This is a genomic window from Micromonospora sp. H61 (assembly GCF_018070325.1).
Classification (GTDB): domain Bacteria; phylum Actinomycetota; class Actinomycetes; order Mycobacteriales; family Micromonosporaceae; genus Micromonospora; species Micromonospora salmantinae.
On the sequence record NZ_JAGPXY010000026.1, the window covers coordinates 1 to 24,639 of the forward strand.

At 71.1% G+C, this 24,639-nt stretch carries 27 protein-coding genes; 17 read left to right on the plus strand and 10 right to left on the minus strand.

What is annotated here, in order from left to right:
• Positions 1–129 precede the first annotated feature (129 nt).
• Both KBX08_RS15450 and KBX08_RS15455 read right to left on the minus strand, forming a co-directional pair.
• Positions 130–693: a YbjQ family protein gene (locus tag KBX08_RS15450; RefSeq protein ID WP_091396061.1), complete on the minus strand. Its 564-nt coding sequence runs from the start codon at positions 691–693 to the stop codon at positions 130–132.
• Positions 694–717: 24 nt separating this feature from the next.
• Entirely contained in the window at positions 718–1,401 is a 684-nt protein-coding gene (locus KBX08_RS15455; RefSeq protein WP_210784150.1) for a trypsin-like serine protease, read from the minus strand.
• 357 nt (positions 1,402–1,758) lie between these two features.
• On the opposite strand from KBX08_RS15455, the gene purS reads away from it, so the two are divergent.
• The 4 genes from purS (at position 1,759) to KBX08_RS15475 (ending at position 6,199) form a co-directional block, all read left to right on the plus strand.
• Positions 1,759–2,022 (plus strand): phosphoribosylformylglycinamidine synthase subunit PurS, encoded by a 264-nt coding sequence (gene purS / locus KBX08_RS15460; RefSeq protein WP_030491392.1) that lies wholly within the window; start codon positions 1,759–1,761, stop codon positions 2,020–2,022.
• The gene (purQ, locus tag KBX08_RS15465) at positions 2,019–2,702 is read left to right on the plus strand and encodes a phosphoribosylformylglycinamidine synthase subunit PurQ (protein ID WP_210784151.1); all 684 of its coding nucleotides are present in this window, start codon (positions 2,019–2,021) and stop codon (positions 2,700–2,702) included. The genes purS and purQ overlap by 4 nt, the downstream gene beginning before the upstream one ends.
• A 67-nt stretch (positions 2,703–2,769) precedes the next feature.
• Complete coding sequence (gene purL, locus KBX08_RS15470) at positions 2,770–5,439, plus strand: phosphoribosylformylglycinamidine synthase subunit PurL (RefSeq protein WP_210784152.1); 2,670 nt, start codon at positions 2,770–2,772, stop codon at positions 5,437–5,439.
• A 4-nt stretch (positions 5,440–5,443) separates the two neighbouring features.
• Positions 5,444–6,199, plus strand: a complete 756-nt coding sequence (locus tag KBX08_RS15475) for a 2-phosphosulfolactate phosphatase (protein ID WP_210784211.1) — start codon at positions 5,444–5,446, stop codon at positions 6,197–6,199.
• 70 nt (positions 6,200–6,269) lie between these two features.
• Here the strand turns inward: KBX08_RS15475 and KBX08_RS15480 are convergent, their stop codons facing one another.
• Positions 6,270–8,252, minus strand: coding sequence for a carboxypeptidase regulatory-like domain-containing protein (locus KBX08_RS15480; protein WP_307850561.1), 1,983 nt, complete (start codon positions 8,250–8,252; stop codon positions 6,270–6,272).
• Between the two features lie 161 nt (positions 8,253–8,413).
• Between KBX08_RS15480 and KBX08_RS15485 the strand changes: the two genes are divergently transcribed.
• From KBX08_RS15485 to amcA, 5 genes are all read left to right on the plus strand, one after another.
• Entirely contained in the window at positions 8,414–8,767 is a 354-nt protein-coding gene (locus KBX08_RS15485) for a sterol carrier family protein (RefSeq protein WP_238689256.1), read from the plus strand.
• A 168-nt stretch (positions 8,768–8,935) separates the two neighbouring features.
• Positions 8,936–10,474 carry an amidophosphoribosyltransferase gene (gene purF, locus KBX08_RS15490; protein ID WP_210784153.1) on the plus strand — a complete coding sequence of 513 codons (1,539 nt, stop codon included), beginning with the start codon at positions 8,936–8,938 and terminating at the stop codon, positions 10,472–10,474.
• A 57-nt stretch (positions 10,475–10,531) separates the two neighbouring features.
• Complete coding sequence (gene purM / locus KBX08_RS15495; RefSeq protein ID WP_091396042.1) at positions 10,532–11,686, plus strand: phosphoribosylformylglycinamidine cyclo-ligase; 1,155 nt, start codon at positions 10,532–10,534, stop codon at positions 11,684–11,686.
• Between the two features lie 130 nt (positions 11,687–11,816).
• Positions 11,817–12,920 carry a cyclophane-forming radical SAM peptide maturase AmcB gene (gene amcB / locus KBX08_RS15500; protein ID WP_305076082.1) on the plus strand — a complete coding sequence of 368 codons (1,104 nt, stop codon included), beginning with the start codon at positions 11,817–11,819 and terminating at the stop codon, positions 12,918–12,920.
• Positions 12,889–13,116: a multiple cyclophane-containing RiPP AmcA gene (gene amcA, locus KBX08_RS15505; protein ID WP_210784155.1), complete on the plus strand. Its 228-nt coding sequence runs from the start codon at positions 12,889–12,891 to the stop codon at positions 13,114–13,116. Before amcB ends, amcA begins: the two co-directional genes overlap by 32 nt.
• A gap of 136 nt (positions 13,117–13,252) precedes the next feature.
• On the opposite strand, the gene KBX08_RS15510 is transcribed toward amcA, so the two are convergent.
• Positions 13,253–13,468, minus strand: coding sequence for a DUF3073 domain-containing protein (locus KBX08_RS15510; RefSeq protein WP_030332207.1), 216 nt, complete (start codon positions 13,466–13,468; stop codon positions 13,253–13,255).
• Between the two features lie 306 nt (positions 13,469–13,774).
• Positions 13,775–14,857, minus strand: coding sequence for a Glu/Leu/Phe/Val dehydrogenase (locus KBX08_RS15515; protein WP_210784156.1), 1,083 nt, complete (start codon positions 14,855–14,857; stop codon positions 13,775–13,777).
• Positions 14,858–15,050: 193 nt separating this feature from the next.
• Between KBX08_RS15515 and KBX08_RS15520 the strand changes: the two genes are divergently transcribed.
• Positions 15,051–15,890, plus strand: coding sequence for a hypothetical protein (locus KBX08_RS15520; RefSeq protein ID WP_210784214.1), 840 nt, complete (start codon positions 15,051–15,053; stop codon positions 15,888–15,890).
• A 250-nt stretch (positions 15,891–16,140) separates the two neighbouring features.
• On the plus strand, positions 16,141–16,350 hold the full coding sequence (locus tag KBX08_RS15525; RefSeq protein ID WP_007073996.1) for a BldC family transcriptional regulator: 210 nt from the start codon (positions 16,141–16,143) through the stop codon (positions 16,348–16,350).
• Positions 16,351–16,451: 101 nt separating this feature from the next.
• Here the strand turns inward: KBX08_RS15525 and KBX08_RS15530 are convergent, their stop codons facing one another.
• Positions 16,452–16,841 (minus strand): PPOX class F420-dependent oxidoreductase, encoded by a 390-nt coding sequence (locus KBX08_RS15530; protein WP_210784157.1) that lies wholly within the window; start codon positions 16,839–16,841, stop codon positions 16,452–16,454.
• 54 nt (positions 16,842–16,895) lie between these two features.
• On the opposite strand from KBX08_RS15530, the gene KBX08_RS15535 reads away from it, so the two are divergent.
• Positions 16,896–17,675, plus strand: coding sequence for a bifunctional 2-polyprenyl-6-hydroxyphenol methylase/3-demethylubiquinol 3-O-methyltransferase UbiG (locus KBX08_RS15535; protein ID WP_210784158.1), 780 nt, complete (start codon positions 16,896–16,898; stop codon positions 17,673–17,675).
• A gap of 53 nt (positions 17,676–17,728) precedes the next feature.
• Here the strand turns inward: KBX08_RS15535 and KBX08_RS15540 are convergent, their stop codons facing one another.
• Entirely contained in the window at positions 17,729–18,016 is a 288-nt protein-coding gene (locus KBX08_RS15540) for a hypothetical protein (RefSeq protein ID WP_091396025.1), read from the minus strand.
• Between the two features lie 177 nt (positions 18,017–18,193).
• Here KBX08_RS15540 and KBX08_RS15545 point away from each other — a divergent pair, with 177 nt between their 5' ends.
• A complete protein-coding gene (locus KBX08_RS15545) occupies positions 18,194–19,051 on the plus strand; it encodes a 3-hydroxyacyl-CoA dehydrogenase family protein (protein ID WP_210784159.1) in 858 nt (285 codons plus the stop codon).
• On the plus strand, positions 19,048–19,791 hold the full coding sequence (locus KBX08_RS15550) for an enoyl-CoA hydratase/isomerase family protein (protein ID WP_210784160.1): 744 nt from the start codon (positions 19,048–19,050) through the stop codon (positions 19,789–19,791). Before KBX08_RS15545 ends, KBX08_RS15550 begins: the two co-directional genes overlap by 4 nt.
• Before the next feature lie 66 nt (positions 19,792–19,857).
• Here KBX08_RS15550 and KBX08_RS15555 read toward each other — a convergent pair whose 3' ends face one another.
• Positions 19,858–21,201 (minus strand): ABC transporter substrate-binding protein, encoded by a 1,344-nt coding sequence (locus tag KBX08_RS15555; RefSeq protein ID WP_210784161.1) that lies wholly within the window; start codon positions 21,199–21,201, stop codon positions 19,858–19,860.
• A gap of 156 nt (positions 21,202–21,357) precedes the next feature.
• On the opposite strand from KBX08_RS15555, the gene KBX08_RS15560 reads away from it, so the two are divergent.
• Positions 21,358–21,747 (plus strand): hypothetical protein, encoded by a 390-nt coding sequence (locus tag KBX08_RS15560; RefSeq protein ID WP_210784162.1) that lies wholly within the window; start codon positions 21,358–21,360, stop codon positions 21,745–21,747.
• A 20-nt stretch (positions 21,748–21,767) separates the two neighbouring features.
• On the opposite strand, the gene KBX08_RS15565 is transcribed toward KBX08_RS15560, so the two are convergent.
• Positions 21,768–22,208 (minus strand): hypothetical protein, encoded by a 441-nt coding sequence (locus tag KBX08_RS15565; RefSeq protein ID WP_210784163.1) that lies wholly within the window; start codon positions 22,206–22,208, stop codon positions 21,768–21,770.
• Between the two features lie 129 nt (positions 22,209–22,337).
• Between KBX08_RS15565 and KBX08_RS15570 the strand changes: the two genes are divergently transcribed.
• On the plus strand, positions 22,338–23,042 hold the full coding sequence (locus KBX08_RS15570; RefSeq protein ID WP_210784164.1) for a DUF2786 domain-containing protein: 705 nt from the start codon (positions 22,338–22,340) through the stop codon (positions 23,040–23,042).
• Between the two features lie 12 nt (positions 23,043–23,054).
• Here the strand turns inward: KBX08_RS15570 and KBX08_RS15575 are convergent, their stop codons facing one another.
• The gene (locus KBX08_RS15575; protein ID WP_210784165.1) at positions 23,055–23,582 is read right to left on the minus strand and encodes an SRPBCC family protein; all 528 of its coding nucleotides are present in this window, start codon (positions 23,580–23,582) and stop codon (positions 23,055–23,057) included.
• Between the two features lie 46 nt (positions 23,583–23,628).
• Here KBX08_RS15575 and KBX08_RS15580 point away from each other — a divergent pair, with 46 nt between their 5' ends.
• Complete coding sequence (locus tag KBX08_RS15580; RefSeq protein WP_210784166.1) at positions 23,629–24,573, plus strand: hypothetical protein; 945 nt, start codon at positions 23,629–23,631, stop codon at positions 24,571–24,573.
• The last annotated feature ends 66 nt before the right edge of the window (positions 24,574–24,639 follow it).

Sequence of the window (24,639 nt, forward strand, 5' to 3'; positions counted from 1 at the left end):
ACCCCACCCCACCCGGCGTTGCCCGCCCTTCCCCGGGTGATCAAGAGGTTTGCGTCATTTTCGATCTCCGTGATGACCGAAACCTCTTGATCAACACGGGAGAGGGGGCCCGGTGGGCCGGTGGGTGGGTTACTCGCCGGTTGGGGTTTCGGCGGCGGTTCTCAGGTTGGGGGCGCTGGCCGGTTCGGCGATGCCGCCGGGAGACTCGGTGAAGCCCGCGATTTCCGCGGTCTCCGCAGCGACCGCCGGCTGGTCGGCCGGCATGACCTCGGGCATCTTGGGTACGGCGACCACCGCCGTCCCGTACGCGCAGATCTCCATCCACATCTCGCCACAGTCCCGACTGTCGAACCGCATGCCGATCACCGCGTTCGCGCCGAGCCGCAGTGCCTCCTCGCCGAGGCGGGCCACCGAGTCGGTGCGCCACCGGGTCAGGTTGTCCGGGGCCATCGGGTCGTACGCGCCACCGCGCAGGTTCTTCACACCCTCGCGGTACGGGTTGCGCGTCCTGGCCATCGATGACACCACCTCACCGAGAATCTGGCGGATCTCGTAGCCGGGCAGTTGCTCTGTCGTCACGACCAGCACGGTTCCGATGCTGTCAGGAGTGGCGCGACCCGATCGTGTGCATTGTTCACCTGATCGGATGCTGCAAAACGACGCGGCGCGGACGGCCGGCACGTGGCCGACCATCCGCGCCGAGCGGGGCGCTAACCGTCAGACACCGGCCACCGAGGTGATCCAGGCCCGGTTGTACGCAACGCTGCCGTAGTTCTGGATGCTCGACCCGTCGGCGGTGGAGGCGACGCCGACCTGCTGACCGTTGTAGAACTGCGGGCCACCGGAGTCACCGCGCCAGGCGTTGCCGTTGATCCGGGTGGTGCGGATCGCCTGGCCGCCGTACGCGTCGGTGGCGCTGTTGCTGGTCACCCGGACGGTGGCGGTCTTCAGCACGGTGGACGCCGAGCAGCCGCTGTAGCAGGTCATGCCCCAGCCGTAGATCGAGTTCGTCGAGTTGATCGGCGGGTTGCTGCTGGCCAGGCTCACCGCGGAGGTGCTGACGGTGCTGGAGAGCCGCATGAGCGCGAGGTCGTAGCGGGTGTAGGTGGCGCTGACCGTGCGGGTGACCCCGCCGGAGGTGCGGTTCACGCTGCCGACGCGCACCGACATGGTGCCGCTGATGCAGTGCCGGGCGGTGAGCACCCACTGCGCGGCGATGACGCTGCCGGAGCAGGTGAACGAGCCGTTGCTGAGCACCGCGGCGGCCCAGGGCGCGGACGAGACGGTGCCGCCGCCGATGATGGGTTGCGGGCCGGCGGGGGCGGCGGACGCGGCGGACGTGACGCCGAGGGCGCCGACCAGCGCGGTGCTGAGTACGGCGAGCAGGGGGCGGATGCGCATCGGGTGGACTCCTTGGACGGGGCGCGCCCGGGGTCGCCGGGTGCGGATGGAGCCGGGCGGCGGGATTCCCGGAGCCGGCGGAATCGACTTACGTCGATGTAGAGTAGGGCGGGACGCGATCGTTATCAAGGAGCTGATCGAGGTTGCCCAATGTAACGATTCGGCCACCCGCAGCGCCGTATTTGTCCTGCTAGGGCCGCCTGTCGCGCCTGACAGGTCCGACTGAGCGTCAGTAATGTCGATCACTGCCTGAACTGCACCCGGCCGGTGCGTCCGCGGCGATATCTGCCAGGTACGCTGGCTGCGCTCGCCCATTGTGGGTCGGCACCCAACTGCGTACACAGTCAGGAGTGCCCAGTGCCTCGCGTCGTCGTCGACGTCATGCTCAAGCCCGAGATCCTTGATCCGCAGGGCCAGGCCGTCGCAAACGCGCTGCCCCGGCTCGGCGTCGGTGACGTCGCCTCGGTTCGGATCGGCAGGCGGATCGAGATCGAGTTCACCGGTGAACCGGACCTGGACCGCGCTCGGGAGATTGCCGACAAACTGCTCGCCAACCCGGTCATCGAGGACTTCACCGTCCGCCTGGTCGAGGCCGACGAGACTGCGGACGCCCGCTCGTGACCGCCCGGGTCGGTGTGGTCACCTTCCCCGGCTCGCTCGACGACGGGGACGCGGCCCGGGCCGTCCGGATCGCCGGCGCTGAGCCGGTCCGGCTCTGGCACGGCGACCCGGAGCTGCACGGTGTCGACGCTGTCGTCCTGCCCGGCGGTTTCTCCTACGGTGACTACCTGCGGTGCGGTGCCATCGCCCGGTTCGCCCCGGTGATGGAGACGATCGTGGACGCCGCCCAGGGTGGTCTGCCGGTGCTCGGCATCTGCAACGGCTTCCAGATCCTCTGCGAGGCGCACCTGCTGCCCGGCGCGCTCACCCGCAACCAGCACCTGCACTTCCGCAACCGGGACCAGGTCCTGCGCATCGAGTCGGCCGGGACGGCGTGGACCAACGCGTTCCAGCCCGGCCAGGAGGTGCTCATCCCGGTCAAGAACGGCGAGGGCTGCTACGTCGCGGACACCGCGACGCTGGACCAGCTCGAAGCCGAAGGTCGGGTGGTCGCCCGCTACGTCGGCGGCAACCCCAACGGGTCCCAGCGCGACATCGCCGCGATCACCAACGCCGCCGGCAACGTGGTCGGCATCATGCCGCACCCCGAGCACGCGGTGGAGGCGCTCACCGGCCCCTCGCTGGACGGCCTCGGCTTCTTCACGTCGGTCCTCAAGCACCTGGTGGGGGCGCCGGCATGACCGGCGGCACGATCATCGGTCAGCTCAACCGCCGGCCTGGCGGGCACGAGCGCAGCGAGGAGAGGTCATGACCACCCATCCGGACCCGGTACGGGACACACCGGAGGCGTACTCCGCCCCGGCGCAGCCGGCCGAGCCGAGCCTGGCGCAGCCGGTCGCACCGGCAACCGCTCCCGCCCAGCCGGCCGCCGCCGTCTGGACCGAGGGCGTGGACACCGTGCCGCGCGCCGGTGGCACCCCGGGCGAGCTTCAGCCGTACACCGAGCTGGGCCTGCGTGACGACGAGTACGACCGGATCCGGCAGATCCTCGGCCGCCGGCCCACGCAGTCCGAGCTGGCGATGTATTCGATCATGTGGAGCGAGCACTGCTCCTACAAGTCGAGCAAGGTGCACCTGCGCCAGTTCGGCGAGAAGGCCCCGCACAGCGACCGGATGCTCGCCGGCATCGGTGAGAACGCCGGTGTCGTGCAGATCTCCGACGAGCTGGCGGTGACCTTCAAGGTCGAGTCGCACAACCACCCGAGCTTCGTCGAGCCGTACCAGGGCGCGGCGACCGGCGTCGGTGGCATCGTCCGGGACATCCTCGCCATGGGCGCCCGCCCGGTCGCGGTGATGGACCCGCTGCGCTTCGGTGCCGCTGACCACCCGGACACCGCCCGGGTGCTCACCGGTGTGGTCGCCGGCGTGGGCGGCTACGGCAACTGCCTGGGCCTGCCCAACATCGGTGGCGAGCTGGTCTTCGACCCCTCCTACCAGGGCAACCCGCTGCTCAACGCGCTCTGCCTGGGCGTGCTGCCGGTCAGTCGGCTGCAGAACAAGGCCGCCGCCGGCCCGGGCAACGTTGTCGTCCTGATGGGCGCCAAGACCGGCCGCGACGGCATCGGCGGCGTCTCCGTGCTGGCCAGCGCCACCTTCGACGAGGGCAGCGAGGCGCGCCGCCCCGCCGTGCAGGTCGGCGACCCGTTCACCGAGAAGCTGCTGATCGAGGCATGCCTCGAGCTGTACGACGGCCAACTTGTCGTCGGCATCCAGGACCTCGGCGGCGCCGGCCTGACCTGCGCGCTCACCGAGACCGCCGCCGCCGCCGGCACCGGCATGCGGGTCTGGCTGGAGCGGGTGCCGCTGCGCGAGCCCTCGATGGACCCGCACGAGATCCTGGCCAGCGAGTCGCAGGAACGGATGCTGCTGGTCGTCGCGCCGGACAAGCTCGACGCGGTGCTCAAGACCTGCGACAAGTGGGGCGTCCTCGCCACCGCGATCGGTGAGGTCACCGCACCGGAGCCGGACGGCAGCCCGGGTCGACTGCTGATCACCTGGCAGGACCACCTGGTCGTCGACGTGCCGCCCGGTTCGCTGGTCGACGACGGCCCGGTCTACGCCCGGCCGATGCGCGAGCCGGCCGACCTGATCCTGCTCCAGGCCGACCGGGCCGAGACGCTGCCCCGCCCGGCCGACCCGGAGGCGCTGCGGGAGACAGTGCTGCGCATGATCGCGTCGCCCAACCTGGCCGACAAGAGCTGGGTCACCGAGCAGTACGACCGCTACGTGCTGGGCAACACAGTGCTCGCCCAGCCGGAGGACGGCGGCGTGATCCGGATCGACGAGCGGACCGGTCTCGGCGTGGCGCTGTCGGTCGACGGCAACGGCCGGTACGCCCGACTGGACCCGTACAACGGCACCAAGCTGGCCCTGGCTGAGGCGTACCGGAACGTGGCGGTGACCGGCGCGAAGCCGATCGCCGTGACCGACTGCCTCAACTTCGGCTCGCCGGAGGACCCGGGCGTGATGTGGCAGTTCGCCGAGGCCGTGCGCGGCCTGGCGGACGGCTGCCTGGAGCTGGGCATCCCGGTGACCGGCGGCAACGTCAGCTTCTACAACCAGACCGGCGCGGCGGCCATCCACCCGACCCCGGTGGTCGGCGTGCTGGGCGTGCTGGACAACGTCGCCGACCGGGTGCCGATGGGCTTCGTGCCGCGCGCCGGTGGCGACCACGACCAGCTCTACCTGCTCGGCGAGACGAACGTGGAGCTGTCCGGCTCGGAGTGGGCCTGGGTGACGCACGAGCACCTCGGCGGTATTCCGCCGCAGGTCGACCTTCTCCGCGAGAAGGCGCTCGCCGAGTTGCTGGCCGAGGCGGCCCGCGTCGGTCACCTGGCCTCCGCGCACGACCTCTCCGACGGGGGCCTGGCCCAGAGCCTGGTCGAGTCCTGCCTGCGTCGCGGCGTCGGTGCCCGGGTCGCGGTGCCGGAGCAGTTCGCCGAGGGCTCGATGCCGTTCGTCTACCTGTTCAGCGAGTCCGCCACGCGGGCGCTGGTCTCGGTGCCGCGCGGCCACGACAAGGCGTTCGCGGCGCTCTGCGCCGAGCGGGGCGTGCCGTTCGAGCTGATCGGCGTCACCGACCCGTCCGGTGGTGCGCTCGAGGTGCACGGCCAGTTCCGGATCGGCCTGGACGAGCTGCGGACCGCGCACACCGAGACGTTGCCGCGCCTCTTCGGGGGCTCGGCGGCCGTCGAGGTGCCCGCGCCGGCTGCCGGTGTGGCGGGTGCGGTCGAGGCCGTCCCGCTGCCGGTCGCGCCGGCTGAGTCGGTCGACGCGGCGGCGGTGGTCTCCGAGCCGATCGCTTCCTCGGGTCCTTCTCCGGAGACCGGCGCGGTCGAGCCGATCGGGTCGGAGCAGCCCGGTGGGGCGTCCGAGTCTGACTCCGGTGACACCGAGCCGTCGCCTGACGAGCGCTGAGGCGTTGACGGCCGCCGTCTACGGCCAACCTGGATCGGGTGCCCGGTTCGACTGGGGGCTGACCGGGGCGGCCGAACTCGGCAGGGTCTGCGCGGCGCTGGTGGTGGTGGACGTTCTCTCGTTCACCACCGCCGTGGAGGTGGCGGTCGCCAGGGGCATGCGGGTGCACCCGTTCCCCTGGGGTGAGCAGGCCGCCGAGTACGCCCTCCGGGTCGGTGCGACCGCTGCTGTCGGGCGGCGGCAGACGACCGCGGAACATCGGTGGTCGCTCTCGCCCGCCGCGCTGAGCAGCGCACCAGTGGTGGCGGACCTCGTGCTGCCCTCCCCGAACGGCTCGGCCATCAGCGCCGCCGCCAGCGCCACCGGCCTGCCGGTGGTCGCGGCGTGCCTGCGCAACGCACGCGCCGTCGGGCAATGGCTGCGCCGCCAGGGGTACGGCACGCTGGACGCCCCGATCGGCGTGATCGCCTCGGGGGAGCGGTGGCCGGACGGTTCGCTGCGCCCGTCGGTGGAGGACCAACTCGGCGCCGCCTCGGTGCTGGACGCCCTCTCCGGCGTGCCGGGTGGGCTCTCGGTGGAGGCGGCCATGGCGCTCGCCGCGCTGGCGAGCACCCCGGACCTGCCCGCCGCGGTGCGTGGCAGCGTCTCCGGACGGGAGTTGACCGAGAGCGGCTTCGCCGCGGACGTGGACGTCGCCGTCCGGATCGGCGTGTCGGACGTCGTGCCGGTGCTGCACCAGGGCGTTTTCTCCGCCGCCTGACCGCGCCTGACCGCCGCCAGAAACGGCCACCCGGATCTCCGGGTGGCCGTTTCCATGTGCTGTGGTGGGGTCAGTCGTCCAGCCAGTCGAGGCGGCGACCGCCGCGCTCGGTCGGCGGCGGCGGAGTGTCCGGCCGGTTCCGCCCGGCGGGCTGGCCGTAGCCGCCCTGGTCGTAGCCCCGGTCGTCGTAGCCGCCGCGCTGCTGCGGAGGCTCCTGGCCGTAGTTGCCGCCTTGGTCGTATCCACCGGCGGGCTGGCCGTAGCCGCCCTGGTCGTAGCCCCGGTCGTCGTAGCCGCCGCGCTGCTGCGGAGGCTCCTGACCGTAGTTGCCGCCTTGGTCGTATCCACCGGCCGGTTGACCGTAGCCGCCCTGGTCGTACCCGCCAGCCTCCGGAGCGCCGTATCCGGCGGTCGGCTCTGCGGCGCGACCGCCGTACGGGGCGGCGTCGGGCTGGCCGTACCCCTGCCCCTGCTCCGGCTGGTAGACGCCGGTGGCGTAAGGGTCGGCCGGGGCCGGGTACTGGGTGCTGTCGCCGGTGTACCGGCCGGTCGGCTCGTCGAACCGCTCGCCGTAGGCCGCTCCGCCAGCGGGAGCCGGCGGGTAGGCGGCGGTGCCGCCCGGGGCGTCGTAGTCACGACCGCCGTAGCCGCCACCGGAGGCTGGAGCGTTCCCGTAGCCGGCACCGGGCGCGGCACCGTAACCGTCACCGGCCGCACCGGCACCGTACCCGCCCTCCGGGCCGGCCGGAGCGCCGTAGCCGCCACCGGAAGCCGGGGCGTTGCCGTAGCCGCCGGCACCGTACCCGGCGGACGCTGGCTCCTCGCCGTAGCCGGCGCCGCCCCAGCCCTGCTGACCCGCGCCGCCGTACGCCTGGGCAGGCGCGCCGTACGGGTCTGGCGGAACGTCGTCGACCACCGGTCGGTGCATCATCGTCGGCGCCTCGCTCAGCGCCGCGCCGCCGACCATGGTCGGGTCTGCTCCACCGCCGGGACGACCGCCGACCACCCGGGTCTGGTCGTCGGGGCCGCGGAACCCGCCGCGCGAGGGCGGCACCGCACCGCCGCCACCGGCAGCTGCCGGGGCGTCGTCGTCGTCGCCGTTCTCCCTGCGCTTCATCCAGAGCAGCACGATCGTGCCGACACCGGCGGCGACCAGGAGACCACCGAGCAGAATGATCAGGTACGAGCCGATGCCGCCGCTGTCCTCGTTGTTCGCGGCGTTCGCCGGAGCACCCTGGCTGGCCTCCTCGGTGGGCTCCTCCTCGGTGCCCTCCTCGGTCACCTCGTCGGTCGGGGTGGCCTCGGGGGTGGCGGACGGGGTGGCGCTGGGCGTCACCTCGACCTTGATCGCGAGGCTGATTCGTTGCCCGGTGACGGCCTGTCCGGCGGCGGCGTTGATCGTCTTGGTGGCCACCACGTTGTCGAAGCTGGCACCCAGATCGATCCGTCCGGGTGCGATCGGCTTGTCGGTGGTGCCGGTGAAGCGGAAGTCGCCGCTGCCGTTGCTGGTGGTGTCGAGCTGTCGGCCGGTGCTGTCGCGCAGCATGACCACCGCGTTCGGCACGGCCTTGCCGTTTGCCTGTGCGACTACCTTGCCGGAGACCGACCGCACGGTCTGGTTCTGCGGCGGCGGCGGAGCGGCCTTGCCCTTCACGGTCAGCGAGACGTTGGCGGTGTCCGGGCCGGACTCGGCCTCGACAGCCACCGTGACCGTCGCGGTCGCGTCGCCGGCGTTGTCGTTGGCCGCGATCCGGACCAGCTGCGACCTCGGCTGATTGCCCAGGCCGGGCAGGTCGATCTCGCCACAACCGCTGGCACATCGAACACCCGAGGGCAGGCCGGCGAGGCTGATCGTCGCCTTGTCGTCACCGTTACCCGGTGTGACGCTCACAGTGATCGTGGCGTCGCTGCCGGCGTTTACGGTGATCGAGCCGGGGGAAACGCTGACATCTGCGGCCATGGCTGGTGTGGCGGGGACGGCGAGCAGAGCGCCGGCAACCAGCGCTACGACCACACCGGCCCGCTGCTTCCAGGCACGTCGGTGTGTTGACACGTCCACCGCCTTCCGGGCTGACTTCCCTCTGACCGGCGGGGCGCCGGGCCGGGGATCATCACGGTACGAATACGCCGTCGGCAACTATGCCTTGTCCGACTGCATGAGCGCGACCCAGGGCCAGCGTCGCGTGTCTGGCCTGGGGGTCGTATCGTCCCGTCGTGTCCTCTCCGCACAGTAAGTCCGCTGCCGTTGTGGCCGCGTTGTCGGCGCTCGACGAGGGGCGTACACCCGAACGGCCGGTGTTCCGAGAGGCGGTCCGGTCGTTGTTGGCCGTCCTCGAGGAGCGCGCCCCCGGCCGATCGGTGGAGGTGCGCGTTCCACCATACGGGGCGATCCAGTGCGTACCGGGGCCTCGACACACCAGGGGAAATCCACCAAACGTGGTCGAGATGGCCCCGAACACCTGGTTGGAACTGGCGACCGGCAGGGTCACCTGGGCGGAGGCGGTGACCGACGGTCGTGTCCAGATGAGCGGCAACCGCGCGGACCTCTCGGCGTATCTGCCCCTCTAGTCGTCCCGATGTCCCACTGACTGTAACGGTGAGCAGCGGAATCGTGACTTTCTGTGTTGACGTCGATTCGCGTACACTGTCAGGCGATGACAGTGGTCCCGGCAGAGGAGAGTGGATCCTCCAGTGATCCCCGCCCGGCCGGTCCAGACCAGCATGAGGGAGCGGTAGGTGCCCCGAGGCGACGGCCGGCTGAGCCACGACCTTGACCCCCAACGACCTGGCCCCCAGGATGCCTGCGGCGTCTTCGGCGTCTGGGCCCCCGGCGAAGAGGTTGCCAATCTGACCTACTTCGGCCTCTACGCCCTACAGCACCGCGGCCAGGAGGCGGCGGGCATCGCGGTGAGCGATGGCTCCGGCGTGGTGGTCTACAAGGATCTTGGCCTGGTGGCGCAGGTCTTCGACGAGCCCACCCTGGCGAGCCTGCGTGGTCACCTGGCTATCGGGCACGCCCGATACTCCACCACCGGCGCGTCCAACTGGGAGAACGCCCAGCCGACGATCCGGTCGACCACCTCCGGCACGACCATCGCGCTGGCCCACAACGGCAACCTGGTCAACACGGCCGAGCTGGAGAAGGAGGTCGCCGAGCGCGGCCTCATCGCTGACGGCTCGACAAACGACACCTCCCTGGTGACGATGCTGCTCGCCAGCCGACCGGATCTGTCGGTCGAGGCGGCCGCGCTGGAGGTGCTGCCGCAGTTGCGCGGCGCGTTCAGCTTCGTCTTCATGGACGAGTCGACCCTCTACGCGGCCCGCGATCCGCACGGTGTCCGTCCGCTGGTGCTCGGCCGCCTGGAGCGCGGCTGGGTCGTCGCCAGCGAGACGGCCGCCCTGGACATCGTCGGCGCCAGCGTGGTGCGCGAGGTCGAGCCGGGCGAGCTGATCGCGATCGACGAGAACGGGCTGCGCTCCACCCGGTTCGCCGCGCCGGAGCCGAAGGGCTGCCTCTTCGAGTACGTCTACATCGCCCGCCCGGACGCCACGATCGCCGGACGCAACGTCCACTCGGCGCGGGTGCAGATCGGCCGGCAGTTGGCCAAGGAGCACCCGGTCGAGGCCGACCTGGTGATCCCGGTGCCCGAGTCGGGCACCCCAGCCGCCATCGGGTACGCGGAGGCGTCCGGCATCACGTACGGCGCCGGCCTGATGAAGAACCCGTACGTGGGTCGCACCTTCATCCAGCCGTCGCAGACCCTGCGTCAGCTCGGCATCCGGCTCAAGCTCAACCCGCTGCGGGAGAACGTCCGCGGCAAGCGGTTGGTGGTCGTGGACGACTCGATCGTGCGCGGCAACACCCAGCGCGCCATCGTGCGGATGCTGCGTGAGGCGGGGGCGCTGGAGGTGCACGTCCGGATCTCCTCCCCGCCGGTCAGCTGGCCGTGCTTCTACGGCATCGACTTCGCCACCCGGGCGGAGCTGCTGGCCAACGGGTTGGACAACGACGGCATCCGGCGCTCCATCGGCGCCGACACGCTGGGCTTCGTTTCTCTACCCGGCCTGATCGCCGCGACCGAGCAGCCGAAGACCAGGTTGTGTCGGGCGTGTTTCGATGGGGAGTACCCGATCGAGTTGCCAGCCGGCAACCTGATCGGTAAGCACGTGCTCGAAGGGGTGGGTCGACGCGTCGCCAACTCGGCGTCGGAGGCCCCGCACACCAACGGCTCGTCCGTCGCCACTCCGGGTGGCGTTACCGCAAACCGCCCGTAGCACCAACCGGCGCGGCCCGGCTACCGCCGGCGGCACCGAGAACCAAAGGGGAGAACCGTGACGCACGTGTCCGAGCGCAGCGGCGCAGGAAGCAGCCCGACCGGCGCCGGCGGCGACCGCCAGCCGTGGACGGGTGGTGCTGGCCGCCAGGCGCGCAAACGCTCGGTCTCGTACGCCGATGCCGGTGTCTCCATCGACGCGGGTGACCGCGCGGTGGAGCTGCTCAAGTCGAAGGTGCGGCAGACCCGCCGGCCCGAGGTGCTCGGTGACCTCGGTGGCTTCGCCGGCCTGTTCCGGCTGGACACGAAGAAGTACAAGAGCCCGATCCTGGCGTCCTCCACCGACGGGGTGGGCACCAAGCTGGTGATCGCCCAGCAGATGGACATTCACGACACGGTCGGCATCGACCTGGTCGCGATGGTCGTCGACGACCTGGTGGCCTGCGGCGCCGAGCCGCTGTTCCTGCTCGACTACATCGCCACCGGCGAGGTCGTGCCGGACAAGGTCGCCGAGATCGGCGCGGGCATCGCCGACGGCTGCCGCTACGCCGGCTGCGCGCTGCTGGGCGGCGAGACCGCCGAGCACCCCGGCGTCCTGCGTCCGGACGAGTACGACATCTCCGCGACCGGCGTGGGCGTGGTCGAGGAAGCCGACATCCTGAGCCCCGATCGGGTCGAGGTGGGCGACGTGGTGATCGCCATGCGCTCCTCCGGCCTGCACTCCAACGGGTACTCACTGGTCCGGCACGTGCTGCTGGGCGCTGCCCGGATGCGTCTGGACATCGTGATCGACGACTTCGGTCGGCAGCGGACCCTCGGCGAGGAGCTGCTCACCCCGACCAAGATCTACGCCAAGGACTGCCTCAAGCTGATCGCCGAGGCCGAGGTGCGGGCGCTGTCCCACATCACCGGTGGCGGCATTCCCGGCAACCTGGTCCGGGTGCTGCCCGAGCACGTCGACGCGGTGGTCAACCGGTCCACCTGGAAGCCGCAGCCGATCTTCGACCTGATCCAGACGAAGGGTCGGATCGACGACCACGACATGGAGTCGACCTTCAACATGGGCGTCGGCATGTTCGCGATCGTGTCGGCCGAGGACGCCGACCGGGCGCTGGCCACCCTGACCGGTCGTGGCGTCGAGGCGTGGCAGGCTGGCGAGATCATCGAGGGCACCGGCAACGTGCAGATGGTCGGTCAGCACACCCGAGGATGATCACTTTCCGGTGATCGTACGGGCACCTGATCAGGGCTTCACCCGAGTGGCCAATGCCGCCTAGCCTGAAGGGCACCCTCAGGCTAGGCGGAGGAGGGCGATGGCTGCTCGGGGACAGTCGTTCAGCGGGATGCGCGGTCTGGCCGCCGTCCCGTCGTACGTCGTCATGCAGCCCACCACCCTCTGCAACCTCGACTGCGCGTACTGCTATCTGCCGTTTCGCGCCGCCGACCGCCGCATGCCGGTGGCGGTGGCCGAGGCGGTCGCGGCAGCTGTCAATCCCTGGGCGGCGAACGGTCGGTTCTCCGTCGTGTGGCATGGCGGCGAGCCCCTGGCCACTGGTCGAGAGCACCTGGCCGATCTGATCGCCCCGTTCGGGCCAGAGGTCGAGCACCATGTGCAGACCAACGCCACTCTCATCGACGACGACTGGTGCGATTTCTTCGCCCGGCACGAGATGCGGGTGAGCGTGAGCGTCGACGGGCCCCGGGCGCGCAACGGCGACCGGGTCAACCGGGGCGGTCAGCCGGCGTACGACCGGATCCTGCACGGCATCTCGGTGCTGCGGCGGCGCGGTCTGCCCTTCTCCGCGCTGGCCGTGGTGTCCCGGCCCGAGCCGGGGCTCGCCACCGAGCTGTACGAATACTTCCTTGAGCTGGGCTGCGACGTGCTGGGCATCAACATCGAGGAGACCGAGGGGGTCAACACCCGCGACAACCGCCACGACCCGTCGGCGGTGTCCGCGTTCTGGGCGGAGTTGGTCGGCGCGTGGCGCCGGGAGCCCCGGATCCACCTGCGGGAGATCGAGTGGTCGTTGCGCTACGCCGCGGCGGTGCTCGACAACTCGGCGGACGCATTGCTGCCCCGCCACCTGGACCCGATCCCCACGATCGGTCACGACGGCTCGGTGATCGTGCTCTCCCCGGAGTTGGCCGGTTTCACCGACCCGCACTACGGCGACTTCAGTAGCGGCAACGTGCTGACGACCCCGTTGGCGCAGATCCTCGGCGACGCGGCGACGACGCCGTGGGTGAGGGAGTTCCTGGCCGGGGTGGAGGCGTGTCGGGCATCCTGCCCGTACTTCGGCTTCTGCGGTGGTGGCCATGCCGCCAACCGTTACTTCGAACTGGGGCGTTTTGACGGTACGGAGACCGAGCACTGCCGCAACAGCAAGATCCGCCTATTGGAGGGAGTGTTGGAGCATGCCCGAGACCACCAGTCACCGGCGGCCTGAGCGCGAAGCGGACGACGGAGTTACCGAACGGGTGCGGGACGCGGCTCCCGCGCTCGTCGCGCTGCTTCAGGAGGCCGAGGACGCCCGGCGGCTGCGTTCGGAGGTGTCGGGCGCGGAGGGCTCCAGCGCGGTCTGCGCCTGGAACCACTTCGAGAACATCCCGACGTTCTACAACTGGAACAATCGCCCGCGCTGAGGGAGCCGTTGTCAGGGGCCTGTCGAGCGACCGGAGTGGATCCGGTCGGGCCAGGCCCCTGATCGTCGGCGACTGCACGTGCACGGGACGTGCGTGAGCACGCGGGGGTTACCGCGTGCTCAGCTGCGTCGAGAGGTCAGCGGGTCGGACGGACCCAGGGATCCGGATCGTCGTCCGCGTGATCCTCATCATCGTCGTCGACGAACTCTTTAGAGTCGTCGTCGAAGTGGTGCTCAGACTTACCAGCACCCGCCAGTTCGCGCTGCAAAGCGGTGAGGTCGGTGTTCGGGGAGTGGTACTTCAACTCCCGCGCCACCTTAGTCTGCTTGGCCTTAGCACGGCCGCGCCCCATGGCTCGACCCCCTCGCACAGAATGCGGGGCAGCCCGAAGGCGGGCCCCGATGACGTCAGGCATCTCTCGTGGCTCTTACGGTACATGGGGATGCCATCGTTCGGCACCTCGGGTTACCGTCAGCCGGCTCTGCGCGTCGCGTCGATCCGGCCGTCACCCAGTGTACCGGGTAAGGAGCGGAACGGTTAGCACCCGTGACACCGGACAAACCGCATCAAATTTGACCCCGGCTCAGCTTACCCAGCGAGGCCCGGCACCGAGGCCCGGAGGCGGATCTCGCCGACCCGCCCCCGGGGCTGGAGGCGCTCAGCGCAGGTGGATCGCGCGCAGCCGACCGACGTCCGCCATCCGCCGCTCCGCCAGCCGGTCGGCGGCCACCGCCGGCGGCACGCCCTCGGCGTCAGCCAGGTGCAGGATCTCGCGGGTGGTGTCGTAGATCCGGGTCGCCCGCAGCTTCGCCCGGTCGAAGTTGAAGCCCTCGATCTCGTCGGCCACCTGGATCACGCCGCCCGCGTTGACCACGTAGTCGGGGGTGTAGAGGATGCCCCGGTCGGCCAGCAGCTTCTCGATGCCCGGGTGGGCGAGCTGGTTGTTCGCCGCCCCGGTGACCACCTTGGCGCGCAACGCCGGCACGGTGTCGTCGTTCAGGGCGCCACCCAGCGCGCACGGCGCGTACACGTCGATGTCCGCGGCGACCAGCGCGCTGGAGTCGTCGACGAGGGTGACCTGCGGGTGGTTGCTGCGCACCCACGCCAGCGCCTTCGGGTTGACGTCGGTGGCGACCACCTCGGCGCCATCCTCCAGCAGGTGCCCGGTGAGGTACTTGCCGACCTTGCCCAGCCCGGCCACGCCGACCCGCCGGCCCCGCAGGCTCGGAGTGCCCCACACGTGCTCGGCCGCGGCCCGCATCCCCTGGAAGACACCCCAGGCGGTGAGGATCGACGAGTCGCCGGCGCCACCGTGCTCCACGCTGCGCCCGGTCACGTAGCGGGTCTCCCGGGCCACCACGTCCATGTCCGCCACGTACGTGCCGACGTCACAGGCGGTGTAGTAGCGGCCGCCCAGCGACTCCACGAAGCGGCCGTACGCGCGCAGCAGCGCCTCGCTCTTGATCTGCTCCGGATCGCCCCAGATGACGGCCTTGCCGCCGCCCAGGTCCAGCCCGGCGAGCGCGTTCTTGTACGCCATTCCGCGGGACAGGTCCAGCACGTCGGCGAGGGCGTCGTCCTCGCTCGCGTACGGGTAGAAGCGGGTGCCCCCGAGCGCCGGGCCCAGCGCGGTGGAGTAGATCCCGATGATCGCCTTCAGGCCGCTCTGCTTGTCCTGGCAGAACACGACCTGTTCGTGACCGGTCGATACCGGGTCGTCGGTGCTCGCGAATACGCCCATTGTTGGCTCCTACTGTGGTGTGCGTCCTTGTGGGACGCGGACCTGGTGGACCCCGGCGGGGATGCTGCCGGTGTGATCGAGCCTAGTATCGGCCGCCGGGCGGGCGCTCGACGCGCCGCGGCCGTCCCACGGTGCGGCGCGCGTGCTCCGGCCGCTGACCGCGTACGGGCGTGGTTCGTGGGAGGATCGCGCGGTGCCGTCGCTCTTCGCTTCTTACCTGCGCGTGTACGAACCGCTGGCCGCCTTCGATCGAGACCGGCAGAGCTACTGGCGCCGCTACGTCTCGGAGGGGCGCGCGATAGCCCCGGTCGAGGGGCCCGGTCGGCAGCGGACGGCGGTGATCGAGGCGCTGGGTGCTGGCTGGACCCGGCTGCCGGACCTGCCGGAGGAGGCGTACGTCCTGGAGACGGACGAAGGCCTGCTGGTCTGCCCCTGGAACCTGCGCATCCGGGTCGCTGAGGCGGCGCTCAGCGCCCGGGACGGGGTGCCCTCGGTGCTCGCCGACGCCTTCGTGCCGCCGGTGCTCGCCGGGCAGGCCAGGGCGGTGGTGGACGACTGGCGCAGTGGCGCCCGGGTGCTGGAGCACGGGGTGCCCCGGGTGCACGAGCAGATCGCCACCTGGGGCGTACCGCTGCGGTGGTTCGTGCTCTTCGACCCGGCGGAACGCGACCTGGTCACCCAGCCGGGCCGACGGGCGCTGCGCTACCGCACCGAGATCTCCAAGGCTCGACGCCGCTCGTCACGGGCGCTGTCGGTGCTGCGCAAGTCGGTCGGCGAGGCGCCGATCACCGAGGCGGTGGAGGAGGCGGCCCGCTGGTTGGAGGAGTTCCATCCGCGGTCCGTGGTCGAGCTGGACTACGGGGGTCTGGTCGACCTGCTCTCCGACGAGACGCTCGCCGCTGACGACTCGCCCGAACTGGTCGCCGGCGGGCTCGCGGGGCTGTCCCGCGGCGAGGCCGAGGAGGCGTCGGCCGCGTACGACAAGTTGGTGGCCCGGTGGCGCGCGGTGCAGCTGTTGGAGCGGTGCAACTAGGGCATATCACCCTAGGAGCGCTCCCAAGGTGAGTTGTGCTCGTAGTTGACGCATCACGAACCGTGATCATGAGTCCGAATAAGGTGGTTTCTGCCGTGTAAAAGTCGTAAAAATCGGGCATGGTTCATCCGTCCGTCTAGGGACCTTCATCCGTTCGGCCCATGTCGGACATCGGGGACTAGCCGGACCATGGGAGACGCGTCGGCCGGCGGGACCCCGGCCGATGTCTATACATGTGGAGGAGTGACCGATGGCATCGCGAACGCACGAACCAGAGCCGCTACTCACGCCGGCCGAGGTGGCGTCGATGTTCCGGGTCGACCCGAAGACGGTGACCCGGTGGGCCAAGGCTGGCAAGCTCAGTGCCATCCGCACCCTGGGTGGCCACCGTCGGTACCGTGAGTCGGAGGTCAGGGCGCTATTGCAGGGCCAGATCCCGCAGCAGCGGCAGGGCGACTGAGCAGGCAACAGTTCTTCGTCAGGGGCGGTGGATCTCGATCTGCCGCCCCTTTCGTATGCCCAGCCCGAGCACGACCCCGGCCGCGCCTCAGCGCTGCGGGGTCAGCGCCGCGGCTCGGCCAACGTCACCCGGATGCCGACAGTGCCGCCCTCGCCGCGACGCAACCGGCTGCCCAGCAGGCTCAGCCGGCCGATCAGGCGGTACTTGTGCTTGAGCAGGTCGCGGACCCGACCGGTGTCACCGCCCCCGTAGATCGTCGCGTGAGCTGACACCTCCGCCCCGTGTGGCCGGCCCCGCACGTCGCACGGGGCCACTGTCACGTCGCCGTTGCGGCGGATCCGCTTCACCTTGCCCGAGTCGGCCCGGGTCCAGACCGCCAGCGCCTCCCCGTCGCGTACCGCCCAGACCGGGGTCGGCACCGCCCGACCGTCCTTGCGAAAGGTCGTGAGCAGGATGTACTTCTCGGCCGACAGCCGGTCCAGCATGGTCACGCCGCCAGGATACGGCCGGCGCGGGCCACTGAGTGGCCGGATAGCGTGAACGCCGTGACGGTTGAGCCCCTAATCGGTGACGTGATCGGCGAACTGCTGCGAGACACGCTCGCCGTGGCCACCGGAGTAGGTCCCCGGCCCCTGGTAGGTGGTCGACTCCCGCGACCGGTCATCGAGATCATCGAACGGGACGACGGTCTGATCAACGGCGCCCCGTCCGCGCACTACCTGGACGGGCCGGCGGAGTGGCAGCCGTACGACCACCGCGCGGTGGACCGGGCGCACGGCGAGACGCTGGACATCGGCACCGGAGCCGGCCGGATCGCGCTGCTGCTCCAGGAGCGCGGCGTACCGGTCACCGGGCTGGACACCTCAGCGGGCGCGCTGGAGGTGAGCCGGCGTCGCGGTGTCCGGCGGCTGGTGCACGGCACCGTCGACACGCACGTCGCCGACGGGTCGCGGTACGACACGTTCCTGCTGCTCGGCAACAACCTCGGGCTGTTCGAGGGGCGGGAGCGCGCTCCCGAGTTCCTGGCCGCGCTCGCCGCACTGGCCCGACCGGGGGCGCAGATCATCGCGCAGGGCACCGACCCGTACGGCACCCGCGACCCGCTGCACACCGGCTACCACGAGCGCAACCGTCGGCGCGGCCGGCTCGGTGGCCAGCTGCGGCTGCGGCTGCGCTACCGCGAGTTGAGCACCGAGTGGTTCGACTACCTGGTCTGCTCGGCGGACGAGTTCGCCGGCCTGGTGCACGGCACCGGTTGGCGGCTCACCGATGTGGACGACCGCGACGCCCCCTACTACCTGGCCACCCTGCGCCTCGTCGACTGAGCAGGACGGCCCCCGCACTCCGCCAGGCGGAGAGCGGGGGCCGTCCGTACGTCTCAGACCTGGACGGTCGGGGGGAGCTGCTCGGGCGGAAGGCCGCCGTCGCCGTCGACAACCTCGTCCGGTTGGCCGTCCTCGTCGATGTCGACCATGGTGATGTCCACCTTGCCGTCACCGTCGGTGTCGAACTGGAACAGGTCCGCCTTGCCGTCGCCGTCGGTGTCCACCACCCACACGTCGGTCTTGCCGTCGTTGTTGGTGTCGGCGCGCAGCAGTTCGACCCGCTCGTCGCCTCGGGTCTCCACGATCTCCCCGTCGGTGACGCTCTCCGGTGCCTGGCTCATGTCGATGCGGTCCTTCCCTCGGTTGACGGGCCGTCATTACCCGATCCGGCGCTCCCCCACGCATGGGCCGGGTCGTCGCGCTGTCTAGGGTCGCACCATGAGCGAGCGGAGCGGGCGGGACACCCGGGCCGGCGTAGCGGGGACCCCGCGCGTCGGCGGACGGGACAGGGAGGCGTGATGAGCGATCGTTTCGTGGTCGTCGGTGCCGGCACGATGGGACTTGGCATCGCGTACGTGGCGGCCGGCGCAGGGCACGCCGTCGAGTTGGTCGAGGTGGACCCCGAGCGGGGTGCGGCAGCGCTGAACCGGCTCGCCGAGCTGTGGGAGCGGGCGGTGCAGCGCGGGAAGCTGAGCGCCGACGAGGCCGCCACGAACCGGCAGCGGGTGACGCTGCGCCCGACCCTCGCCGAGGTCGCTCCCGCCCCCCAGGTGATCGTGGAGGCGGTGCCGGAGCGCCTCGAGGAGAAGCGTGCGGTGCTCCGGGACGCCGCCACACTGCGTCCGGCGCTGCTGGGCAGCAACACCTCCAGCATCGCCATCGGGGCGCTGGCCGCCGAGCTGGACGCGCCAGAGCGCTTCCTCGGCCTGCACTTCTTCAACCCGGTCTGGGCGATGGCGCTGCTGGAGATCGTGGTCGGCCCGGCCACCGCCGAGGAGACCACCGCCGCGGCCGTCGCGCTCGCCGGCCGGCTCGGCAAGGACCCCGTCGTCGTACGCGACATGCCCGGCTTCGCCACCTCCCGGCTCGGGGTCACCCTCGGGCTGGAGGCGATCCGGATGGTCGCAGACGCGGTGGCCAGCCCGGCGGACATCGACAAGGCCATGGTGCTCGGCTATCGACACCCGATCGGGCCGTTGGAACTCACCGACCTGGTCGGCCTCGACGTGCGGCTGGACATCGCCCGCACCCTCCAGGCCGCGTACGGGGACCGCTTCGCGCCGCCCCCACTGCTGCTGGAGATGGTGGCCGCGGGGCGGCTGGGTAAGAAGTCCGGACAGGGCTTCTACCGCTGGGAAGGCGGTGTCAAGCAGTGAGCGGGTTGCGGATCGAGGAGCGGCCGGACCGGCTGGTGGTCACCCTGGACCGGCCGGAGAAGCGCAACGCCATCGACGCCGACCTGATCGCCGAGCTGCACCAGGTCTGCGCCGAGCTGGAGGCGCGGCCGCGCCTGCTGCTGCTCACCGGCGGCGCGTCGGGCATCTTCGCCGGTGGCGCCGACATCGGCCAACTCCGCGAACGGGGTCGCACGGACGCCCTCGCCGCGATCAACTCGGCCGCCTTCGCCCGCATCCGGGCGCTGCCGATGCCGACCGTGGCGGCCGTCGACGGCCCGGCGTTGGGCGGTGGCGCGGAGCTGGCGTACGCCTGCGATCTGCGGGTGTGCACGGCGCGGGCGGTCTTCGGGCAACCGGAGGTGCGGTTGGGCATCCTGGCCGGCGCCGGCGCGACCCACCGGCTGCCCGCGTTGATCGGCGAGGGCCGGGCCAAGGAGCTGCTCTTCACCGGTCGGCGGGTGGACGCCGCGGAGGCCCTGCGGATCGGCCTGGTGAACCGGGTGGTGGACGAGCCGGGCGAGCTGCTGGCTGTGGCGCACGCGTTGCTGGACGAGATCGCCCTGGGCTCACCGTTGGCGGTGCGGCTGACCAAGCTGGCGGTGGACGCGCCGGCCGCCGCGCACCCGCATCTGGACCTGGTCAGCCAGGCCGTGCTCTTCGAGGACGACGAGAAGCACCGCCGGATGACCGAGTTCCTGGAGCGTCGCCGGCCGCGCTGATCCCGCGTACCAGAAACGGCCGCACCGGCGGGCAGCCGGTGCGGCCGTCGTGGGTTCTGGTGCTGCCTACTGCCGGATCTGCACCCCGGCGGCGGCCAGGCCGCGGATCACCTGGGCGGACTCACCGAAACCGATGATCAGTACGGCGTCCGCGCCGAATTCCTTGATCTCCTTCGCGCCGCCGCTGAAGTCGACCGGTGCGGCCTTCGCGTCGGCCGGCGGCTCGTACGTCAACAGCTTGAGCCGGTCGTTGGCGATACCGGCCTTCTCCAGCTCCTCGCGGACGGTGCCCTGGAGGCCCTCACCGTAGGAGTCCTTGCGGGCGACGATGACGATCTTTTGTGACCCGTCGCGGAGGATCACGTCGGCCAGCGCCCGGCCCTGGAGGCTGTCCGGCGGGGCGGTGCGGAAGTAGAGGCCCTGGTCGTCGACGTCGGTCAGGCTGGCGTCGGTGTTGGACGGGGAGAAGAGGATCTTCCCGGCCTGCACCACGTCCGGCAGCACCGCCCGGGAGATGCCCGAACCGCCGGCACCGATGATCACGCTGACGCCGTCCGCCACGTGCTTGGCCACCGTCGCCTTGGCCACTGCCGGGTTGGTGCCGTCGTCGCCGTCGAGCCACGTCACCGGCTTGCCCAGTGCGCCGCCAGCGGCGTTGATCTCCTTGATCGCCAGCGCGGCGCCGGCGGCCATCGGCGGGTAGGCGATCGAGAGGTCACCGGTCTTCGGCAGCAGGCTGCCCAGGATCAGCGGCTCCTGGTCGGCGGCGCCACCCGGGCGCTGCTTCTTCGGCTTCGGCGGCGTCTTGGTGCTCGCCGCCGACTCGATGCCCGCGCCGACGAACTCGGTCTTGCCGTCGTTGATCTGCTGCCCGTCGAAGGTCAGTGTGGCGTAGCTAGCGGTGGCCGGCTCACCCTTGTCGGTGAAGCCCGCCCGGGTCAGCGACACGCCGCGGTACTCGATGTCCTGCCCGTTGCGGGCCAGCGCGAGACAACTGGCCGGGTCCTCGCAGCGCTGCCCGTCGTTCGTCACGGCGACGATCTGCTTGGTGATGGCGGCAGGGTCGGTGCTCCCGGCCAACTGGGCGGCGAGCACGGCGATCACCACCGCGTCGTACGTCTCGGCGGAGTACACGTAGTCCGTCAGCGCCGGATTGACGGCCCGTAGCCGGCCCTTGAAGTCGTCTGGCAGCGGAACGAGGGGCGTGGTGCCCTTCATCCCGTCGACGAGACTCGCCCGTTCCTTCAACTCCGCAGGGTAGGAGTTGAGCATGTTGCCGTCCGTGCCGTAGAGGCGCACCTGTTGGGCGCTGGCCTCTTCGGGCTTGTCATCCCCGCAAGCGCTTGTGGCGAGCAGGATCGTCGCGCAGGCAGCCAATGTGGCTACCCGCGAGCGGCGTGATTCGAACATGGTCGTCCTTCCTCCGGCGAAGGTCCGCTGCGCACATTAGCGTGCCGAGGCCGGCGGCGGGACCGTGGAGGTGGCGTAATGCGCAGGTAGCTCGCGTTGAACACGGACAGTGACGGTTGCCGGGGGTGCTTGACCACCCGTCCTACTGTGCGCTGCGTGACCGACCTACCACAGCAGACGTTCGATGACGCGGCCGCCGTGCTCCGTTCGGCGCTGACCGGCGATGGAGACGCGGTGGTGGGGGCGTTCGACGCGGTCGTCGACCGGGCCGGCCTGAACGGCGCGTACGGCGTCGCCTGGTGCCTGGCCGCGACAATGCTCGGTGACGCGCCGGCGGCCAGCGGGGCGGCGCTCGACTTTCCGGGGATCGATCAGGCCGGGTACGACACCCGCTGGGTGGCCCGCTTCGTCAGCGCGTACGCGAATCGGGACGAGCCGACCGGGGAGGCGCTGTTCGGCGCGGCGGCAGCCGACGGGCTGCTCCCCGACTGCCTGCTCACACTCGCCGGCTCGACGATCGCCACCCTGCGCAGCCGCGCCGGGTGAACCGCGACCGTGCGGGTCGGTCAGAACGCGTGGTACGCGATCAGCGGTTCGTACTCATACCGCAGGTTCTCGAAGCGGACCCGGAAGTTGACGCCGTCCCGGACGTTGGTCGCCACGGTGATCCAGCCCGAGTTGGCCGGCAGGTAGGTCCAGTAGTTGCAGGCGCTCGTCTTGTCGACGAAGATCACGCACGCGTCGGTGGCGTACACGCTCGCGTTGCGCACGTTGATGTCGCGACAGCGCGTCGTGGTGCGGTACTGGCCGGCCGAGCCGCCGTAGCGGCCGGTCTCGAAGTACGACCGGACCGCCCCGCCGTAACAGGTGGCGAGCGGGCCGAACGCGTTCGCCCCGGAGTTGACCGGCGTGGTCGGTGTGGTCGGCTCCGCCTGCGCGGGCGTGCCGACGGAGAGCAGTGCGGTGGCCGTGGCGACGGCAAGCAGACGAGCGGTCGGGGATGGCATCCGTTCGTTCCTCCAAGCAGTTGGTTGACCGTCCGTATCGGACTGATCATCTGGCCGTGACGATGATACGTATCGATCGATTGCCGTGCGGCCCCGATGATGTCCGGCCCGTGTGGTAGCTCTGTAGGCATGTCCGAGGCCATGCTCAGCAAGGTGCGCAAGCTGCTGGCCCAGGCCGAGGACCCGGCCTGCACCCCGGCCGAGGCCGCCGCGTTCACCGCCAAGGCGACCGAGCTGATCGCCCGCTACGGCGTCGACCGGGCGCTGCTCGCCGCCCGGGACCCGACCACCGACCCGGTCGGCGATCGGGTGCTGGACATCGTCGCCCCGTACGCCCGCGACAAGGTCGGCCTGCTCGCCGCGGTGGCCGAGCCGCTGCGCTGCCGCTGCGTACGCCGTCGGCAGGGCAACGGCTTCGCCCTGCACCTCTTCGGCTTCGCCAGTGACCTGGAACGGGTCGACCTGCTCTTCACCTCACTGCTCGTGCAGGCGGCGCACGGCCTGGCCGCCACCGAGGTGCCCGCGGACGACCACCCCGCCGCCTTCCGCCGCTCCTGGCTGGCCGGCTTCGCCGAGGTGGTCGGAGGTCGACTCTGGGCGGCCGAGTCGGCGGCGGCCACCGAGTCGGGCGCACCGTCGATGGCGCTGGTGCTGGCCGACCGGTCCGACCGGGTGCAGCGCCGGCTCACCGAGGAGTACCCACGGCTGCGTACCGCACCGCCACGTCGGTTGGGCGGCACCGGCTTCGGTTCGGGGGCGGAGGCCGGCCAACGCGCGAACCTTGGTGGTCGGGACGTCGGCGGCGTCGCTGCCGGTCGGCGGCTCGGCCGGTGACCCGGCAGGTCGTCAGGCCGTCGAGCTGGGACGGTGGCGTGACACCGTGGCGACGTAGCGGGTGAGCAGCTCGTGCCAGCCGGCCGTGAGCGCCTTGCGGTAACCCTCGGCAGCCTCGCCGTGCCGGTCGAAGTGCCGATGCTCCAGCTCGACCCGGGTGTGTTCCGGCCCCTCGGCATGGAACAGCACCTCGACCTCGCTCGCGCGGGCCGGGTCCGGCACCGGCGCCCGGTCGGGACCGATCTGCCACACGAAGACCAGTCGGCGAGGCGGATCCCAGGTGAGCACCCGACCCCAGTCGGCGCGGAAACCGTACGGGCCGATCTCGTAGAGCATGCCGCCGGCCCGAGGCTCCATGCCCAGCTCGGCCAGCGCGTCCGGGCCGGACCAGGTGTATTCGGTGACCCACCAGTCGGTCAGCTCGTCGGTGAAGACCGCGAACGCGTGGTCGGCGGAGCCCGGGACGAGAAGGCTGCACCGGAGAGAGAACTGGCCGACGTCCTGCCGGATGTCGGCCGGATCAGTCAATTCCTGTCCCATAGGCCCGGACCATACCGGCTGATGCCTCGGTGTGCAGCTTCGCGCTGTGCCCGGTTCCAGACAGCGGGTCGTCGAGTCGTCACGGACGGGATGGCCCGCCGGAAAGCGGGTAACCGCGCCCAACGGCTCGGACGACCGGGCCGGTGTGCAGGTGGGGCGGGAGAGCATGAGCGAGAGCGGGCAGCAGCGGGAGCCGGACCGGAACGTCGACAGCGGGAACCCGGACGTCCTGCTCGACATTCCGAAGGTCTCCGTCGACTCCATCCGACTGGCGGTCGACGGTCTGGAGGCCGACCTGTCGCTGCGGGCCCGGGTGGCCAACCTGCTCCAGGTCGACGCCGGCGTACGGGTGCACCTCAACGGCGGCGAGTTGAACATCGACGGGGTGAACGCCGAGGCGCAGCTGCGGGTGCGGTTGGAGCAGCTGACCAGAATCCTGGGCCGCGCGCTCGACACGCTCGACCACAACCCACACATCATCGAGGCGCTCGCGGGCACGGCCGGCACCGCCGTCGACGACGTGAACCGCAGCGCCCAGCAGTTGGCCGCGGGCGCAGCGGAGATCAAGGCATCGAGTCGACGCCTGGGTTCTGATCGGCCGGATGCGGGTCGGTCCGGGGCTGGCCCGGTCGGTTCGGGACCGGGTGCCGGCGGACCCGGGCCGCGAGCCGGCGGCCCAGGGCTTGCCGACCAGGCGCAGCCGCAGGGCCAGCAGCCGCAGGGTCGGCGTCCTCAGGGCCAGCATCCGGGATCGGCGGGGCCGACCGCCGGGCAGACCGGCAACAAGCCCGGCCAGTCGGCGGCGTCCGGTCCGAGCCCGTCCGGGGACGGCGACGGTGGTCTTCCAGGCGCGGCGCAGGCTGCGGCGCAGAACGCAGCCCAGTTCGCCGAGCAGGCGGGGGAGACGCTACGAGAGGCCGGGCGCAGCGTGTGGGAGGCGATCCAGGGCAGCGTGGCCCAGCATCGCCCGCAGGGTCGCCGCGACCACTGAACACCGCGCGCGGTGTCGCGCCTGCTGGGACCGCGCGACTTCAGAAAGTCGTGTTGATCATCCAGG